This is a genomic window from Croceibacterium soli, assembly GCF_009828065.1.
GTDB classification, from domain to species: domain Bacteria; phylum Pseudomonadota; class Alphaproteobacteria; order Sphingomonadales; family Sphingomonadaceae; genus Croceibacterium_B; species Croceibacterium_B soli.
Genome location: NZ_WTYK01000001.1, coordinates 596,973 through 613,995, shown reverse-complemented (window position 1 = coordinate 613,995; position 17,023 = coordinate 596,973). Strand labels below are relative to the sequence as shown.

At 68.2% G+C, this 17,023-nt stretch carries 20 protein-coding genes; 10 read left to right on the top strand and 10 right to left on the bottom strand.

Annotated features, from left to right (window positions below; translation table 11 throughout):
• Window positions 1-107: 107 nt before the first annotated feature.
• A complete protein-coding gene (locus tag GRI75_RS02920) occupies window positions 108-773 on the top strand; it encodes a glutathione S-transferase family protein (protein WP_160745413.1) in 666 nt (221 codons plus the stop codon).
• A gap of 210 nt (window positions 774-983) precedes the next feature.
• Here the strand turns inward: GRI75_RS02920 and GRI75_RS02915 are convergent, their stop codons facing one another.
• Window positions 984-1,445: a cupin domain-containing protein gene (locus GRI75_RS02915; RefSeq protein ID WP_160745412.1), complete on the bottom strand. Its 462-nt coding sequence runs from the start codon at window positions 1,443-1,445 to the stop codon at window positions 984-986.
• A 51-nt stretch (window positions 1,446-1,496) separates the two neighbouring features.
• Here GRI75_RS02915 and dapE point away from each other — a divergent pair, with 51 nt between their 5' ends.
• Together dapE and GRI75_RS02905 are read left to right on the top strand one after the other, a co-directional pair.
• Window positions 1,497-2,645: a succinyl-diaminopimelate desuccinylase gene (gene dapE, locus GRI75_RS02910; RefSeq protein WP_160745411.1), complete on the top strand. Its 1,149-nt coding sequence runs from the start codon at window positions 1,497-1,499 to the stop codon at window positions 2,643-2,645.
• Window positions 2,646-2,667: 22 nt separating this feature from the next.
• Window positions 2,668-4,023: a dicarboxylate/amino acid:cation symporter gene (locus GRI75_RS02905; RefSeq protein WP_235911139.1), complete on the top strand. Its 1,356-nt coding sequence runs from the start codon at window positions 2,668-2,670 to the stop codon at window positions 4,021-4,023.
• A 297-nt stretch (window positions 4,024-4,320) separates the two neighbouring features.
• Here the strand turns inward: GRI75_RS02905 and GRI75_RS02900 are convergent, their stop codons facing one another.
• The 3 genes from GRI75_RS02900 to dapB are packed head-to-tail and all read right to left on the bottom strand — an operon-like array spanning window position 4,321 to window position 6,154.
• Window positions 4,321-4,719: a DUF6491 family protein gene (locus GRI75_RS02900; RefSeq protein WP_202389534.1), complete on the bottom strand. Its 399-nt coding sequence runs from the start codon at window positions 4,717-4,719 to the stop codon at window positions 4,321-4,323.
• Between the two features lie 35 nt (window positions 4,720-4,754).
• Window positions 4,755-5,429: an endonuclease III gene (gene nth, locus GRI75_RS02895; RefSeq protein WP_160745410.1), complete on the bottom strand. Its 675-nt coding sequence runs from the start codon at window positions 5,427-5,429 to the stop codon at window positions 4,755-4,757.
• Complete coding sequence (gene dapB, locus GRI75_RS02890; RefSeq protein ID WP_160745409.1) at window positions 5,426-6,154, bottom strand: 4-hydroxy-tetrahydrodipicolinate reductase; 729 nt, start codon at window positions 6,152-6,154, stop codon at window positions 5,426-5,428. Before dapB ends, nth begins: the two co-directional genes overlap by 4 nt.
• A gap of 120 nt (window positions 6,155-6,274) precedes the next feature.
• On the opposite strand from dapB, the gene GRI75_RS02885 reads away from it, so the two are divergent.
• Complete coding sequence (locus GRI75_RS02885; protein WP_160745534.1) at window positions 6,275-6,973, top strand: NAD-dependent deacylase; 699 nt, start codon at window positions 6,275-6,277, stop codon at window positions 6,971-6,973.
• Between the two features lie 45 nt (window positions 6,974-7,018).
• Here the strand turns inward: GRI75_RS02885 and GRI75_RS02880 are convergent, their stop codons facing one another.
• The 5 genes from GRI75_RS02880 to GRI75_RS02860 all read right to left on the bottom strand — a co-directional run bounded on the left by GRI75_RS02880 (window position 7,019) and on the right by GRI75_RS02860 (window position 10,995).
• Window positions 7,019-7,315: a hypothetical protein gene (locus GRI75_RS02880; protein WP_160745408.1), complete on the bottom strand. Its 297-nt coding sequence runs from the start codon at window positions 7,313-7,315 to the stop codon at window positions 7,019-7,021.
• A gap of 141 nt (window positions 7,316-7,456) precedes the next feature.
• The gene (locus tag GRI75_RS02875) at window positions 7,457-7,846 is read right to left on the bottom strand and encodes a PRC-barrel domain-containing protein (protein ID WP_160745407.1); all 390 of its coding nucleotides are present in this window, start codon (window positions 7,844-7,846) and stop codon (window positions 7,457-7,459) included.
• A 91-nt stretch (window positions 7,847-7,937) separates the two neighbouring features.
• Window positions 7,938-9,266 carry a chromate efflux transporter gene (gene chrA / locus GRI75_RS02870; protein WP_160745406.1) on the bottom strand — a complete coding sequence of 443 codons (1,329 nt, stop codon included), beginning with the start codon at window positions 9,264-9,266 and terminating at the stop codon, window positions 7,938-7,940.
• Complete coding sequence (locus GRI75_RS02865; protein ID WP_160745405.1) at window positions 9,266-10,405, bottom strand: M14 family metallopeptidase; 1,140 nt, start codon at window positions 10,403-10,405, stop codon at window positions 9,266-9,268. Before GRI75_RS02865 ends, chrA begins: the two co-directional genes overlap by 1 nt.
• On the bottom strand, window positions 10,402-10,995 hold the full coding sequence (locus tag GRI75_RS02860; protein WP_160745404.1) for a DUF4136 domain-containing protein: 594 nt from the start codon (window positions 10,993-10,995) through the stop codon (window positions 10,402-10,404). Before GRI75_RS02860 ends, GRI75_RS02865 begins: the two co-directional genes overlap by 4 nt.
• Window positions 10,996-11,106: 111 nt before the next feature.
• On the opposite strand from GRI75_RS02860, the gene galE reads away from it, so the two are divergent.
• From galE to GRI75_RS02830, 6 genes are all read left to right on the top strand, one after another.
• Window positions 11,107-12,114 (top strand): UDP-glucose 4-epimerase GalE, encoded by a 1,008-nt coding sequence (gene galE / locus GRI75_RS02855; protein WP_160745403.1) that lies wholly within the window; start codon window positions 11,107-11,109, stop codon window positions 12,112-12,114.
• 91 nt (window positions 12,115-12,205) lie between these two features.
• Complete coding sequence (gene ykgO, locus GRI75_RS02850; protein WP_066763420.1) at window positions 12,206-12,331, top strand: type B 50S ribosomal protein L36; 126 nt, start codon at window positions 12,206-12,208, stop codon at window positions 12,329-12,331.
• Between the two features lie 113 nt (window positions 12,332-12,444).
• Window positions 12,445-13,110 (top strand): HAD family hydrolase, encoded by a 666-nt coding sequence (locus GRI75_RS02845; RefSeq protein WP_160745402.1) that lies wholly within the window; start codon window positions 12,445-12,447, stop codon window positions 13,108-13,110.
• 93 nt (window positions 13,111-13,203) lie between these two features.
• Window positions 13,204-13,464: a 30S ribosomal protein S20 gene (gene rpsT / locus GRI75_RS02840; protein ID WP_160745401.1), complete on the top strand. Its 261-nt coding sequence runs from the start codon at window positions 13,204-13,206 to the stop codon at window positions 13,462-13,464.
• 434 nt (window positions 13,465-13,898) lie between these two features.
• On the top strand, window positions 13,899-15,362 hold the full coding sequence (dnaA, locus tag GRI75_RS02835) for a chromosomal replication initiator protein DnaA (RefSeq protein WP_160745400.1): 1,464 nt from the start codon (window positions 13,899-13,901) through the stop codon (window positions 15,360-15,362).
• A gap of 136 nt (window positions 15,363-15,498) precedes the next feature.
• Window positions 15,499-16,269, top strand: a complete 771-nt coding sequence (locus GRI75_RS02830; protein ID WP_202389533.1) for a HesA/MoeB/ThiF family protein — start codon at window positions 15,499-15,501, stop codon at window positions 16,267-16,269.
• Between the two features lie 24 nt (window positions 16,270-16,293).
• Here GRI75_RS02830 and GRI75_RS02825 read toward each other — a convergent pair whose 3' ends face one another.
• On the bottom strand, window positions 16,294-16,992 hold the full coding sequence (locus GRI75_RS02825; protein WP_160745399.1) for a glycoside hydrolase family 25 protein: 699 nt from the start codon (window positions 16,990-16,992) through the stop codon (window positions 16,294-16,296).
• Window positions 16,993-17,023 lie beyond the last annotated feature (31 nt).

Genomic DNA, 17,023 nt, shown 5'->3' with positions numbered 1-17,023 from the left:
GGCGGCACGATACCATTCGGCGCACCGATGCCAAGCGCCGGGGTTGAGCCTCGACAGCCCCGGCGCGAATGCCCTAGTGCGGCCCCACAGGTAACAGGGCGCCAGGCATGAAGCTGATCATCGGCAACAAGAACTATTCCAGCTGGTCGCTGCGCGGCTGGCTCGCCGCGAAGCAGTCGGGTCTCTCCTTTGAGGAACTGACCGTGCATATCGACGGCGACGACTGGCAGGCGATGAAGCGGCAGGAAGGCGATTTTCAGCCGTCCGCCGGCAAAGTCCCCGTGCTCTGGGACGACGATGTGGTGGTGTGGGACAGCCTGGCGATCCTGGAATACCTCGCCGACAAAGTCGGGCGTGAGCGGTTCTGGCCGAAGGACGATGCCGCGCGCGGGATGGCCCGGGCGATGGTCGCCGAAATGCACAGCTCCTACCTCGGCCTGCGCCGCCAGTGTCCGATGAACATTCGCCGGCGAATCGAGGGCATCCAGCTGACTGACGAGGCCCGCTCCGACATCGTGCGCATTTTGGGCCTGTGGGCCGAGGCGCGCGCGCGGTTCGGCGCCGGCGGCCCGTTCCTGTTCGGTACTTTCTGTGCCGCCGACATCTTCTACGCGCCGGTGGTCAGCCGTTTCGTGACTTACGGCATCGGCGTGCCCGGCTTCGCCCAGGCCTACATGCAGGCCGTGTGGGAGCACGATTGGATGCAGCACTGGATCCGCGAAGCCGAGAACGAGGAATGGACCATCGAGCAGTTCGAGATGGTCGAAGCTTGACCTCTCCCTTTCGTGGTGAGCCTGTCGAACTACGGATGCCGCGCTAGCGTCCTTCGACGAGCTCAGGACGAACGGGATCGGGGCTCCGCCACGTCGGTGCGTAGCCTCATCTCACTGCACCACCCCTCCCGTTCGTGGTGAGCCTGTCGAACCGCGAGCGCCGCGCTAGCGTCCTTCGACAAGCTCAGGACGAACGGGATCGGGGGCCGATCAGCCCTTCGCCGGGTAGGGCGTGCCGTCCTTGTGGAAGTAGTCCCGGCCGGCGAACATGAGGTCGATGTCGGGATATTCGCCGCGGTCGTCGGCACTGTCGCCCGCGCTGATGGCGATGAACACGCAATCCTCGGCGCTGCGGTTCTGCAGGTGGTGGCCGTTGCGCACCCCCTTAGGCCAGGCGGCCACGTCGCCGGCGCGCAGCACGGTCTCGCCGTCGTCCTCGACCAGCACCGCCTCGCCGGCGATCATCACCAGCAGTTCGTCTTCGGCCGAGTGCCAGTGGCGCTGCGAGGACCAGGCGCCGGGCTGCAGGACGACGTGGCTGGCGCCCATCTCGGTCAGCCCGGCCGCCGGGGCCAGGCGCCGGTACCAGCGGCCGGCGACGTCGCGGTCGTAGGGATCGGGATAGCCGGTGCGGTCGGTTTGCGGGATCGCATCGAGATCGAGCTTGGGCATGGCGGTGCGCTCCGACTGGAAAGCTGCGGCGTGCTCGTCTAACCCCCGCTGATGGACAAGGCCAGAGACGCCGCCGCGCTCGCCGAGGCGCTGATTGCCTGCGAGAGCGTGACCCCTGCGCGCGGGCCTGTGTTCGACGCGCTGGAGGCGATGCTGGCGCCGCTCGGTTTCGCGGTGCACCGGTTCGTGGCCGGGGAAGGCTCGGCAGGCGGCGCGGTCGAGAACTGCTTTGCCATCCGGCATGGGCCCGCGGGTTCGAAGCACTTCGCATTCGCCGGCCATGTCGATGTCGTGCCCGCCGGCGAGGGCTGGACCAGCGGCGCTTTTACACCCGAGCGGCGGCAGATGCCGGGCGGCGAGCTGCTCTACGGCCGCGGCGCTGTCGACATGAAGGGAGCCGTAGCGGCGATGGCGGCGGCGGCGGCCGACGTGCCACGGGAAGCGGGCACGCTCAGCTTCATCATCACCGGCGACGAGGAAGGCGAGGCGCTGTTCGGCACCCGCGCGCTGATCGACCTGATCCGCGAGCGCGGCGAGCTGCCGGACTTGTGCCTCGTCGGCGAGCCGACCAGCGTCAACCGCCTGGGCGACACGATGAAGATCGGCCGGCGCGGATCGGTCAACATCTGGCTCGAGGCGCAAGGGCGCGAGGGGCACGTCGCCTACCCGCACCTGGCCGACAACCCGATCCCGCGCCTGGTGGCGATGCTCGCGGAACTAGATGCGCTCGTGCTCGACGAAGGGACGGACTGGTTCCAGCCCTCGAACCTCGAGATCACCGACCTGCATGTCGGCAATTCCGCCACCAACGTCATCCCCAACACAGCCCGGGCGCGGATCTCGATCCGCTTCAACGACCTGCATAGCGGCGCCGAGCTCAGCCGCAGAGTGACCGAGATCGCGCAAAGCCACGGCGGCACCGCCCGCCCGGTCATCTCCGGCGAACCGTTCCTGACCCCGCCCGGCGCGTTTTCGCGGATCATCGCCGATGCCGTGAAGGCGGAGACCGGGATGGACCCCGAAGCCTCGACCGGCGGCGGCACCTCGGACGCGCGGTTCCTGAAGGACCTGTGCCCGGTGATCGAGTTCGGCCTGGTCAACGCGACGATGCACAAGCGCGACGAAGCGGTCGCGGTGGAGGACCTTCACGCCTTGGCGCGCATTTACCGCCGCATCGCCATGGCCGCACTTGCAGGATAACCGTCAGGGGAGAGAAGACCGGATGAGCGACGCCGCAGAAATGGCCGCCAAGGCGGCGCCGATCGGCCACGGCAAGCTGCAGTGGCGCATCCTGATGGGCTTCGTGCTCGGCCTCACCGCCGGCTTGCTCGCCTACACGTTCGCGCGCGACGCGGCCTGGGTGGAGACGGTCGTGACGTACGTCACCAACCCGATCGGGCAGATCTTCCTGCGGCTGCTGTTCATGCTGGTGATCCCGCTGCTGTTCAGCGCGCTGGTGGTCGGCATTGCCGAGATGGGCGAAGTCCGCGCGCTCAAGAAGATCGGCATCCGCACGCTGGTCTACACCGTGGTGGTCTCCGGAATCGCCGTGGGCCTGTCGATCACCCTGGTGAACCTGCTGCAGCCGGGCGCCGGCGTGGACCGGGCGGCGGCGAACGAGCTGCTGGCCCAGGGCGCCGAGGGCGCTCGCGGGATCGTCGAGCGTTCGGGAGAGGCCGCCACGGGCGTGGACGCGGTGATCGGGCTGGTGCCGTCGAACGTCATCACGGCGATGAGCGAGAACGACATCCTGGCGGTGATGTTCTTCGCCCTGGTGTTCGGCATCGGCCTGCTTGCCGTTCAGACGCGGCGCACCGAAGCCTTGAAGGACGCCATCGAGGGCCTGTTCGAAGTGGCGATGAAGCTGATCGGCTTCGTCATCCAGCTCGCCCCGATCGCGATCTTCTGCTTCATGTTCAACCTTGCCGCGCAATTCGGCTGGGACCTGCTGTTCAAGCTGGCCGCGTTCGTCGGGGTCGTGCTGCTGGCGCTGGCGATCCAGATGTTCGGCGTCTTCCCGCTGCTGCTGAAGTTCATCGCCAGGAAAAGCCCGATCGCGTTCTTCCGCGAGACGCGCGAGGCGAGCGTGATGGCGTTCTCCACCGCCAGCTCCAACGCCACCCTGCCCACCGCGCTGCGGGTGGCCGAGACGGAGCTGAAGCTGCCGCCGAAGATCTCGCGCTTCGTGCTGACCATCGGCGCCACCGCCAACCAGAACGGCACCGCCATGTTCGAAGGCGTGACCGTGCTGTTCCTGGCGCAATTCTTCGGCGTGCCGCTGACGATCGGCGACCAGATCTTCGTGATGCTGGTGTGCATCCTGGCGGGCATCGGCACCGCCGGCGTGCCCGCCGGTTCGCTGCCGGTCATCGCGCTGATCCTGGCCGGGGTCGGGGTCAATCCCGCCGGGATAGGGCTGATCCTCGGCGTTGACCGCTTCCTGGACATGTGCCGCACGACGCTGAACGTGGTCGGCGATCTCGTCGCCGCGCAAGTGATCAGCGCGACGAGCGAGGAACCGGGGGGAAGCGACCCTAATTCCTCCCCGGGACGGGGAGGTGGCAGCCCGCAGGGCTGACGGAGGGGGGGCCGCGGCGTGGAGCAACTGTTCGTCCAGGCCATAAGCCCCCTCCACCACCCGCTGCGCGGGCGGTCCCCCTCCCCGTCCCGGGGAGGATTCAGAGTGTGCCAAAATCCTCCCCCTCTGGGGGAGGTGGCAGCGCGAAGCGCTGACGGAGGGGGCGCGGCTCGGAGCAACTGTTCGTCCAGGCCACAAGCCCCCTCCACCACCCGCTGCGCGGGCGGCCCCCCTCCCCGTCCCGGGGAGGATTTTGGTGCGAAGCATTTGAGTGAGGCCGATCAGGCCCGCCCTCGGTTACCCGGGCGCGGCGCTCAGCTGGATCGGCACGAACTGACCCAGCCCGCAGGTCGGGCCGTTGATGCCGCCGGACTGCAGCACGGTGATCGTGTCGGTGCTGCACAGCCGGCCGATGGTCGTCTTGTAGCCGAAGCGCTCCTGGAAGCCGAGGCCGCTGCATCTGTACGGCAGCGTGTTGCGGTAGAGCCTGCCGCCGCGCATCTCGAAGTCGATCGTGCGGTCGTCGTGCACGCGGGTGTCGGATATCAGGCTGGTCTCGATGCAGCTGACGGGCTCGCCCACCGCTAGGGCGGCGGGGGCCCGGCTTTGCTCCGCCCTGTCGGCCTGGGCCGTGCACGCGGCGAGCGCGGCTGCGGCGGCGACGAGGGACAGTGCTGTGACGGGTCGCTTGATCATGCTTGCTCTCCTTCGGCGAACGCGCTGCGTCACCTTCAAGACGGAGCACTCGCCCGCTTCCCTTTGCCAACGGGCTTCTCGAGCACCTTGTTCCGGTAGCCGCACAAGTCGATCACCGGGCAGCGCCAGCATTCCGGCAGCCGCGCCTTGCAGGTGTAGCGGCCGTGCAGGATCAGCCAGTGGTGGGCGTGGCGGCGGAACGGCTGCGGGACGACTTTCTCCAGCTTCGCCTCGACCTGGTCGGGCGTCTTGCCCTTCGCCAGGCCTGTGCGGTTCCCGACGCGGAACACATGGGTGTCGACGGCGAACGTTTCCTCGCCGAATGCGCAGTTCATCACCACGTTGGCGGTCTTGCGGCCGACGCCCGGCAGGGTGGTCAGCAGGTCGCGGTCGGCCGGGACCTCGCCGCCGTGCTCCGCGATCAGCTTCTCCGACAGGGCGATGACGTTCTTCGCCTTGGCATTGAACAGGCCGATGGTCTTGATGTGGTCCTTCAGCCCTTCCTCGCCCAGCGCGACCATCTGCTCGGGCGTGCGGACTTCCGCGAACAGCCGCCGGGTGGCCTTGTTGACCCCGACGTCGGTCGACTGCGCGGAGAGAACCACGGCGACGAGGAGCTGATAGACGTTGCCGTATTCGAGCTCCGTTTCCGGCTCCGGATTGTCTTCGGCGAGACGGCGGAAGAACTCGAAAACCGCGTCGCGCTTCAAAGGCCGAGCACCTCCGGCATCGTGTAGCGCCCGCCGGGCTGCCCGGTCAGCCAGGCCGCGCCGCGCACCGCGCCGTGGGCGAAGATCATCCGGTCCTCGGCACAGTGGGAGAGGACGATGCGTTCCTGCTCCCCGGCCACGATCACGCTGTGCTCGCCGACGACGGTTCCGCCGCGCAAGGAGGCGAAGCCGATCGCGCCTTCGGCCCGGCGGCCGGTCTGCCCGTCGCGGCCCCGCTCGGAATTGTCCGCCAGCGCTATGCCCCGCCCCTCGGCCGCCGCTTCGCCGAGCAGGAACGCCGTGCCGCTCGGCGCGTCGACTTTCATCCGGTGGTGCATCTCGAGCACTTCGATGTCCCACTCCGGCCCGAGCCGAGCGGCAGCCTCGCGCACGAGGTGGGCGAGGAGTGTCACACCGAGCGAGGTGTTGCCGGTCTGCAGCACGGCGATGTCGCGCGCGGCGTTGTCGATGAACACGTGGTGCCGATCTTCCAGCCCGGTCGTGCCGATCAGGATCGGGATGCCGGCGCCGATCGCCGCGTGGAGATTGGCCTCCAGTGCAGCCGGAGCGGAGAAGTCCACGAGCACATCGCTGGCGTCGGCCAGTTGCGCGGGATCGCCGCCGCGGTCGATCCCGCCGGAGCACTCATGCCCGGCCGCTGCGATCGCGCGGGACAGCGCATGGCCCATGCGCCCTTCGCTGCCGATGATTCCGATACGTGCCAATCCCGTTCCCCAAGCTCGTCATGCCGAACTTGTTTCGGCATCCATGGTGCCCCACAGAGCCGCCATTGCATGACGCGGAATGGACCCTGAAACAAGTTCAGGGTGACGACAAGGGAAGCCATGGAGCAAGTCCGCAACATCGTCATCCTCACCGGCGCCGGCATCAGCGCCGAAAGCGGCCTTCGCACCTTCCGCGCCGAAGACGGCCTGTGGGAGGACCACCGGGTCGAGGACGTCGCCACGCCGCAGGCCTTCCGCCGCGATCCGGAGCTGGTCCAGCGCTTCTACGACGAGCGGCGGGCGAACATCCTCGCGGCGCAGCCGAACCCGGCCCATGCGGCGCTGGCGCGGCTCGACCGCGAATGGCCGGGCGAGCTGCTGATCGTCACCCAGAACATAGACGACCTGCACGAGCGCGCCGGCGCCGCGCGCGTGCTGCATATGCATGGCGAGGGGCTGTCGGCCTGGTGCACGGCTTGCGACGCCCGGCACAGGTGGGAAGGCACCCTAAGCGACAATCCGCCCTGCCCTTCCTGCGGCGAGGCGGCGCTGCGTCCCGACATCGTCTGGTTCGGCGAGATACCCTACCGCATGGACGAGATCTTCGCCGCCCTCGCCCGCGCCGACCTGTTCGTCTCGATCGGCACGAGCGGAGCGGTCTATCCGGCGGCGGGCTTCGTCCAAGAGGCCAAGCGCACCGGCGCGCGCACGCTGGAGCTCAACCTGGAGCGCAGCCAGGGCTCCGCCTGGTTCGACGAGACGCGGCTCGGCCCGGCGAGCGGGCTGGTGCCGGCCTGGGTGGAGGAGCTGCTAAAGTGATCGCGGCCCGGCAAGCCGCCACTGCGCGCGCAGAGGCGCGGCGCCTCAGCCGGCGTTGGTCTCGCGGACGTAGCCGTCGGCCAGCGGCGGGATGAGCATGTCCTCGAACCCGCGCCAGCGCCGCGGCGGCTGGTTGCGCAGGAGCACGCGGGATTCGTGGTCCTTGCGCTTGGTGCGGATGTGATCCTCGTACCGAACCACGTGGGCGAAAGGAGCGCCGCAGAAGAACATCAGCTCACAGGCAGGTGCGGACTTCGGAGCGGGATTGTCGGTCCTGCTCGTGGGCCGCAGGGCATCCAGTTCGAAGGTCCTGTCGTACGTGAGATCGGTCTGCTGGTTCATAAGTCCCTCTGCTTGAGCAGGGAGAAGCTTCGCAGCACCGTAGCGTTCCGGCCCGGCGGAGATTTTTCGAGGTTAACGCGGTGCGACCCGGGAAAGGCCCGTTGCTGCGGCCGATTGCCGCTTCGCCGCCGCGGAGGCGGGCTACCGCAATACGCCGTAGGTCGCGTAGAAGTCCGAGACTTCGGCGTCACGCGCGTGGTGCCGGGCGCCGCCGAGCTTTTCCATCTCGGCCCGGGTGTAATGCGGGGCGTGCTGCAGTTCCTCGCGGGTCATCATCAGCTCGAACCCGCCGACTTCCGGGTCGTATTGCAGGACGTCCCACGGCAGGGGATGGTACTTCTCGCCGATCCCGAAGACACCGCCGAACGACATGATCCCGTAGATGCATTGGCCGCTGACGCGGTCGATGGAGATGTCGTCGACGTGGCCGAGCCGGTCGGCGTCGATCGTATAGACCGGCGTGCGGAGCACTCGGCTTGCCAGGATGAGCTTCGGATGGGCCTCGGCGATGTTCGCTTGAAGGTCAGTCATGTCGCCTCCTTCCGGCCCCGACGGGCTGGAGCAGAGACGAAGGTCGGGGCCATTCAATCAACGGATTTTAGCGGCCCGGGTTCCATTCCGGTCAGCTTGTCGCGCCCAATAAAAGTCCCAAAGCGGCGCTGACGATCAAGGTGCGGACGATGCTCCACTTGAGGGCGAACACGAGCAGCGCCGCGACGCCGGCGATCGCCGCCGCGCGCCAGTCGAAACTGGCCCAGACCGGCACCTCAAGCCGCAGCGGCCCAGCCTGCACGGCGGAGAGTCGCGCGAACAGCACGTGCAAGGCGAACCACAGCGCCAGGTTGGCGATGACCCCGACTACGGCGGCCGTGACCGCCGCGAGCCCGCCCTTGAGCGCCGGCGAGCGCTGCAGCCGCTCCATCCACGGGGCGAAGGCGAAGATCCACAGGAAGCACGGCGCAAACGTGACCCAAGTGGTCAGCGCCGCGCCGAGCACCCCGGCGAGCAGCGGCCCGAACGGATCGGGCGCGCGGAAGGCGGCGAGATAGCCGACGAACTGGGTGACCATGATCAGCGGCCCGGGCGTCGTTTCCGCCAGGCCGAGGCCGTCGACCATCTCCCCCGGTGCGAGCCAGCCGAAGCCGCTGACCGCTTCCTGCGCCATGTAGGCGAGCACGGCATAGGCGCCGCCGAAGGTCACCACGGCGAGCTGCGAGAAGAACACGCCGATGTCCCACAGGACATGCTCGGGGCCGAGGAACACCAGCACGGCGATCATCGGAGCGGCCCAGATCGCGGCCCAGATCAGCGCGGCCTTCAGGCTCGCGGGCCAGGGGCTGGGGCCTGCGCCTGCCAACGGTTGGGCAGGCTTGAGCGCCAGCCACTCGGGCTTTTGGGCGCCGACGAGCGCTCCCAAGGCAAGCGCCGCCAGCACGACCAGTGGGAACGGCGCGTCGAACAGGAACAGGGCGGCGAAGGCCGCGACGGCGAGGACCCGCTGCAGCGGCGTCTTGAGCGCCCGGCCGGCGATTCTCAGCAGGGCCTGGGCGATGATCGCCAGGACCGCTGCCTTGATCCCCAGGAACAGCGCCGCGAACCACTGGAGGTCGGCCGCCAAGGCGTAGAGCATCGACAGCGCCAGCATGACCAGCGCGCCCGGGACCACGAACAGCCCGCCGGCGACGATGCCGCCCTTCCAGCCGTGCAGCTTCCAGCCGATCCACGTCGCCAGCTGCTGGGCCTCCGGGCCCGGCAGGAGATGGCAGAGGTTGAGCGCCTGGAGGTATTCCTCTTCTGCGACCCAGCGCCGTTCGTCGACCAGCTCGCGGTGCATCAGCGCGATCTGGCCGGCCGGTCCGCCGAAGGAGAGGCAGCCGATCCGCGCGGATACGCGGGTCAGTTCGGAAAACGTGGGACGATGGAGCGGGCCTTCCGTCGCGGACGAGCCCATCAGCCTCGATCGTCCTCCAGCCACTCGGCCAGGCTGGCCAGGCAGTCGCGAGCCAGCAGCTTGCACCGCTCGGGGCTCCAGCCCTGGGCAGGATCGGGCAGGTCGGCGTTATCCTTGAACGGCATCTCCAGCGTCATCGAGCAGGCGCCGAAGCGCTCCGCGAGCTGGTTGGTGCTCATCGACAGGTTGGCCTTGGCCGGCGCGGCGACGGGATACCCCAGGGCCGTCTGGAAATCGGGCGAGCGGCGTTCGAGGATCGAGCGATAGCGGGCGTACTTGGCGCCGAGTTCCTCGGTCCAGGAGGGAATGCCCTCGAACCCGGCAATGAAGTTCGCGGCGATCGCCTCGTCGCCGTGCACGTCCATGGCGAAGTGGACTCCGGTCTTGTCCATCGCGTTGCGAATGGCCAGCACTTCGGGCGACTTCTCCGCGCTGGGCGCGGCCCATTCACGGTTGAGGTTGGTGCCCACCGCGTTGGTGCGCAAATGCCCGCGGCGCGAGCCGTCGGGGTTGCAGTTCGGCACGATGTGCAGGCGGCATTTGGACCGCAGCACGCGGGCCACGGGATCGGCCGGGTCGGTCAGGCACTCGAGCGCGCCTTCCATCCACCATTCGGCCATGGTTTCGCCGGGGTGCTGGCGGGCATAGAGCCAGACCTGAGTCTCCCCCTGCCCCATCTCCAGGCAGTCGAGCGGCTGGCCGTCGAGCGTCGTGCCGAGGCAGCGGTAGCCCACCCCTTCGCAGGCGGCGGCTTCAGCGATGAGATCGTGGTGCCGCTCCATCGAATAAGGCGCGAAATAGGCGAACCAGGCCAGATCGCCTGCCGGAGTGTAGCGGATGGTCAGCGTGCCGCCGTCCTCGTCCTTGTCGAACGTGGACGGCGCCCGGCCCCAGTATTCGCGGTCTTCGGAGACGCAGGCGTCGTAGTCGGTCCAGCCGCCGGGATAGGCGGAGCCGTTGAGGTCGACGATCTTCAGCGTCAGTTCGCGGCCTGCCGCGCCTGATACGCGGAAGTGGAACCACTGATAGAATTCGGAGTGGTTGTCCTTGGGAATGCTGAGGCGGGCGGTGGCGCCCTCCACGGAAAGGACTTCGATGTTGCCGCTGTCGAACGCGGCGTTCACGTGGATGTCGCTCATTCCACTTCGATAGTCTCTCCGGACTGGCCGGGGAAGCCCGAGAACAGCGCGTCGGCCATCTTGGCGGCGGCGGCCGCGCGGTCGGCATAGTCGCTGTTGGCGCTGGCCGAGAACTGCGCGCGTCCTTCCCAGAGCGACTGGCCCGTGCCGTTGTCGCGGATGATCACGCCCATCTGGGTGCTGGCGACCTGCGGCGGCGGGCCCGACAGGTCCAGCCCGACGCCCACGCCGATGCCCGAGCCGTAGGAGCCGGTCGATCCGCCGACGCCGACGTTGACTGGGCCGCGGCGGTTCACCGGCTCGTCGATCACCCGCGAGGCGCGAACTTCGGCGACTTGGGTCGCGGTTCCGCCGGATACGACCTGGTACCCGAGCTGCGCCAGCTCGGCGGCCACGGCCCGCGTGTAGGCGCTGAACTCCAGGCTGTCGCCCGGCTCGCCCGGCGCCGCGCGGACCACGATCGTGCCCTGGCCGAGCCGCGCCGGCTGCGCGCCGACGAAGCGGGTCACCGAAACGGGCGAGACATAAGTCTGCGTGCAGCCTGTCAGCAGCATGGCAGCGGCGATTGTGGCAAGAGCGGTGCGGGTCATGGCGGGATAACGTCCGAAATAGCAGGAAGTTGCTCCGCCAGGGTACGCCGCGGCGCATGGCCCGGCAATTAACGCTCGCGCCGCCCGGCTCCCGTGCTAATTCCCCCCGCGATGACAGACAAAGTTCCCGTGCTCGTCACCGGCGGCGCCGGTTATATCGGCAGCCACGCCGTGCTCGCCCTGCTCGACGCTGGCTGGCCGGTGGCGGTGATCGACAACCTCACCACCGGCTTTCGCTTCGCGGTGCCCGACGATGTGCCCTTCTACCAGGGCGACATCGAGGACGGCGAACTGCTGGCGCGGATCTTCGCCGAGCAGGGCACCCGCGCGATCATGCACTTCGCCGGTTCGATCGTGGTGCCGGAATCGGTCGAGAACCCGCTGAAGTACTACCACAACAACACGGTGAAGAGCCGCGCGCTGATCGCGGCGGCCGTGGCCGCCGGGGCGCCGCATTTCATCTTCAGCTCGACGGCGGCGACTTACGGCATCCCGGAGGTCTCCCCTGTTTCGGAGGACACGCCGCAGAGCCCGATCAACCCTTACGGCTGGTCGAAGCTGATGACCGAGCGGATGCTGGCCGACACCGCCTTCGCCCATCCGCTGAACTACTGCGCGCTGCGCTACTTCAACGTCGCCGGCGCCGATCCGCAGGGGCGCAGCGGGCAGTCGACGGCAGGCGCCACCCACCTGATCAAGGTCGCGGTTGAGGCGGCGCTGGGCAAGCGCGGCCATGTCGCCGTCTACGGCACGGATTACGGCACGCCGGACGGTACCGGGGTGCGCGACTATATCCACGTTTCCGACCTCGCCGCGGCCCACGTGCTGGCGCTGGAGGCGCTGATCGCCGAGCCAGAGCGATCGCTGACGATGAACTGCGGCTATGGCCGCGGCTTCTCCGTGCTCGAGGTGCTCGATGCCGTCGATCGGGTGACCAACCTGACGATCGAGCGGCGCATCGAAGGGCGCCGCGCGGGCGATCCGGATTCGCTCGTCTCCGACAACGCGCGTATAAAGGCGACGCTGCCGTGGGTGCCGCGGCACGACGACCTGGAAACGATCGTCGGCCACGCGCTGCAGTGGGAGCGCAAGCTCGGCGAAATCCGCTCCCGCACTTGACTCGCCATGCCTGCGTCCGTAACGGCGCGCCCTTGAGATTTCGGGGCATCGGAAGCCATTTCCGGTGCCGCATTTTTTGGAAACACCGACCATGAAGATCCGCAACAGCCTCAAGTCGCTGAAGAACCGTCACCGCGACAACCGCGTGATCCGCCGCCGCGGCCGGACTTACGTGATCAATAAGACCAACCGCCGCTTCAAGGCGCGCCAGGGCTAATCCAGGCGTTCGCCGGGGCTGCCATGGCCGCCCCAAGGCTCGTTTCCGGCTCGCTTCCCATACGGGGACGCGGGCCGGTGCCGTTTACGGCGGCCGGATCCGAAGGGCAGGGCATGAGCGAATCACCGAGCGCCGTCGTGTTCGACATCGGCCGCGTGCTGTTCGACTGGAACTTGCGCTACCTGTTCGAAAAGCTGATCGACAAGCCCGAGCAGCTCGACTGGTTCCTCGCCCATGTCCTAACCGAGGAATGGCACTACCAGACCGACGCCGGGCGCCCCCTGGACGAGATGGTCCCCGAGCTCAGCGCCCGGTTCCCCGACCACGCGCACCTCGTCGAGGCCTACCGCACGCGCTTCAACGAAACCGTCGACCGGCCGATCCTGGGCACGCACGCTCTCGTCCGGCGCGTGGCCGATGCCGGATTGCCGCTTTACGCGCTGACCAACTTCGGCGCGGAGTTCTTCGCCGGCTTCCGCCCGACCGAACCGATCTTCGAGCTGTTCGCCGACATCGTCGTGTCCGGCGAGGAGTGCGTGGCCAAGCCCGATCCGCGGATCTACGAGATCTGCGAGCGCCGCTTCGGCCGCGCGCCGCAGGATCTGTTCTTCATCGACGACAACGCCGCCAACGTGGCCGCCGCGCGCGAGCGGGGCTGGCACGCGCATTTGTTCGAAGGCGCGGAAGGGCTGGAAGCGGAGCTCGTCCGGCGCGGCCTGCTCGCCGCCGATGACAGCCGGGCGCCACAAGACGTTGACGATTCGGCCTGCCCCCGCTAAGGGCGCCGCTTTCCGGCGGGACTCCGCCAGTTTCGCAGATTCACAGACACGGACTACCGGCCGCGCGCCAATGCGGCCCGACAGAGGAATGACATGGCCAATACGCCGCAAGCAAAGAAGCGCATCCGTCGCAATGACCGCCGGGCCGAGATCAACGGCGCTCGCGTCAGCCGTATCCGCAGCTTCCTGAAGCGTGTCGAGCTGGCGATCGCCGGCGGCGACCCGAAGGTCGCGGCCGAAGCGCTGCGTGCCGCCCAGCCCGAACTCGCCCGCGGCGTCGCACGTGGCGTACTCCATAAGAACACCGCCTCGCGCAAGATGAGTCGTCTAAGCAAGCGAGTCGCGACGATGTGATTCGCTTCTCCGAACCATCATCGGAGAACGAAATCGGAACGGGGCCGGCGCGAAAATCGCCGGCCCTTTTTGCATCTGCGAAGGGCGCGCCGAGCGCCGCGAAAAGACTGTAGGTTTTACCGCGATTCGCGTGCCGTTGGACCTGTTTATCCAATGAAATCAGGCACATGAACGCAACCCTGCGGGGTTGCAGCGAGTCAAGGCGGTATATTTCACATTTTTTACATCCCCGGCCTTGCTCTTAGACGCGCGGGCTACTTATTGATTGCCTACGGGCCGCGGCGAACATGCCTCGGCTCTCACTTTGAGATGACGATTTGCCAGACTCCGGACCCGACTTTCGGGCGATTCCGGTGGGGGCGGCGCCTTGCCGGCGTCAGGTCGTCGGGGGCGTAACTTGGGTCGTGCTGAGACGGGGCGGTTCGATGATTCGAATGCGTGAGCATGCCGGCGTGCCGGCGGCAAAAGGGGAGATTCAGCAGGTGAGACAAATCGAGGAACAGGAGGCAATGGACCTGGCCGCCGATTGGGCGGACATAAGCCAGGGACTGCGCAAGGACCTCGGTCACCAGCTCTACACGCAGTGGATCAAGCCGATCCAGCTCGGCAGCTTCTGCAAGGAAACCGGCACGCTCGATCTGTTCCTGCCGACCGAATTCTCCGCAAACTGGGTGCAGGACCGCTTCCACGACCGGCTCTCGCTGGCGTGGAAGATCGCTCGCGGCGAAGTGCGCCACGTGCGCATCCAGGTCCACCCGGGCCGCCGCAAGCTGTCCGACATCGATCTGCGCGGGCAGGACGGCTTCGGCCACCGCGCCGCCAACGACAGCCCCGGCCTGGCCATGGGCTCGATCGGTGAGCACGGCTTCACCAGTTCGGTCGGGCTCGACCCGTCGCTGACTTTCGCCGCGTTCGTCACCGGCACGACCAACGTGCTCGCCTTCAACGCGGCGGAGCGCATGGCCAAGACGGAGACGCCGCAGTTCTCGCCGCTCTACCTCAAGGCCGCGACCGGCCAGGGCAAGACGCACCTGCTGCACGCCATCGGCCATTCCTATCTCCAGGCGCACCCGCGGGCCCGGATCTTCTACTGCTCGGCCGAGCGCTTCATGATCGAGTTCGTCCAGGCGTTGCGCTCGAACGAGATGATGGAGTTTAAGACCCGCCTGCGCGGCTTCGACCTGCTGCTGGTGGACGACATTCAGTTCATCATCGGCAAGGCCAGCGCGCAGGAAGAGCTGCTCTACACGATCGATGCGCTGCTGGCCGAAGGCAAGCGGCTGGTGTTCGCCGCCGACCGCGCCCCGCAAGCGCTCGACGGGGTCGAGCCGCGCCTGCTCAGCCGCCTGTCGATGGGCCTGGTGGCCGACATCCAGCCTGCCGATATCGAGCTGCGCCGCTCGATCCTCGAATCCAAGCTTACCCGCTTTGCGCCGCTCTCGGTTCCGGGCGACGTGATCGAGTTCCTCGCCCGCACGATCAACCGCAACGTCCGCGAACTCGTCGGCGGCCTCAACAAGCTGATCGCCTACGCCCAGCTCACCGGCCAGGAAGTCTCGCTCCAGCTCGCCGAGGAGCAGCTGACCGACATCCTCTCGGCCAACCGCCGGCGGATCACCATCGACGAGATCCAGCGCACCGTGTGCCAGTTCTACCGCGTCGACCGTTCGGAAATGTCGAGCAAGCGCCGCGCCCGCGCCGTAGTCCGCCCGCGGCAGGTGGCGATGTACCTCGCCAAAGTCCTGACCCCGCGCAGCTACCCCGAGATCGGCCGCAAGTTCGGCGGCCGCGATCACTCGACCGTGATCCACGCGGTCCGGCTGATCGAGGACTTGCGCAAGCGCGACGCCGACATGGACGGCGACGTGCGCAGCCTCCTGCGCCAGCTGGAGAGCTAGCTCGGGCCCACCCCCGGCCTCTCCCGCAAGCGGGAGGGGAGCGAGACTTGCCAGCTTGCTGGCTAGTCGCAGCGGGGTGGGTGCCGCGTGCAGAGGCCTGTCGACAGCTTACCAACAGCCTGCCAACAGGGCGTCCATGGCCTTGCCCCCAGACCGCCTCGAACGTTTCGCCCGCCATATCGTGCTCCCGGAAATCGGCGGGGCCGGACAGGCCCTGTTGCACCGGGCGCACGTTGCGCTGATCGGGGTAGGCGGTATCGGCAGCCCCGCGCTGCAGTACCTTGCCGCCGCGGGCATAGGCACGCTGAGCCTGATCGAGGACGACCGGGTCGAACCCAGCAACCTCCAGCGCCAGACGATCTACAAGGCGGCCGAGGTATACCATCCAAAAGCGCAACTCGCGTCCGTATGGGTCCACGAGTTCGATCCCGAGATTCAGGTCCACCTGCACCCGTGCCGCCTGACGGCGGAGAACGCCGACGGTCTGCTCGCCGGGGCCGACCTCGTGCTCGACGGATGCGACAACTTCGCCACCCGCCTTGCCGTCTCTGACGCTTGCGTCGCCGCCGGCATCCCGCTGGTCAGCGCGGCGGTCGGGCGCTTTCAGGGCCAGGTCGGTGCGTTCGCCGGGCACTTGCCGGGGGAGGCCTGCTACCGCTGCTTCGTCGGCGACGCCTTCGATGCCGACGACTGCGACACTTGTGCCGAGGACGGGATGCTCGGCGCGATGTCTGGCTGGGCCGGCACTTTCGCCGCCCTACAAGCCATCCGCGTCCTCCTCGCCCCCAGCGGGGGCCTGGGCGGTCCGCAGTGGGGCCGGCTCCACGTGCTCGACGGCCTCGCCCCCGCTATGCGCACGATGACTATCGCCAAGGACCCGAGCTGCAAGGGCTGTGGCCGGACTTAGACGGAGGACCGGCCCGCAGCCCGCTTACGGCTGCAGCACGACCCAGCGCACCGGCCCCTCGCTCGCCTCGTTGCGGTAAGCGGAGTTGGCCGTCCACAGCGTCCACGGCCTGCCGGCGTAGTCGGGTTCGAGCCAGTCCCGCTCCAGCCACAGGTTGCGCTCGAGCCGGGCCGCAATGCCGTAGCGTTCCTCGAAGGCGGGCGAGAGCTTGAGCAGCGCCGGCTGGCCGGCATGGCCTTCGATCTGGTTGAGGAAGGTGGTCAGCTCGCTTTCGACCGCCGCTTCGCTGACCCGGTCCGGGCAATCCTCGGCCAGCTTGTCGAGCGCGATCGCCGGAGGCAGCAGGCCGCCGTCCCGCGGCACCGTGGTAATGAAGTTCGCCGCCTGGCGATCCGCCGGAACGCACGGATCGTAGCGGTGCACCGCGCCGTAGCTCAGCCCCGAATCGCGCACCGCGCGCAAGTTGCGCGCGAACGCCGGATCGCGCGCGGCAGCGCCGTCGCTCGCCTCCAAATAGACGAACCGCGCGCCGATCGCCGCGAAGGCGCGGAAGTTGGCCAGCCCGTCGCCGGCACCGAGCAGCACGCCCTGCGCGGGAAAGTCCTCGACCGGCGGCCGCCAGTGCTGGCCCTGCCACCACGCCCACCCGCCGCCGAGCAGCAGGGCAAGCAACAGCAGCGCGGCGAATCGCCGCCGCCAGGGGAATGCCCTTTTCCTGCCCATGACCTGTGTGTTGCCCCCTGGCGCCTTTCGC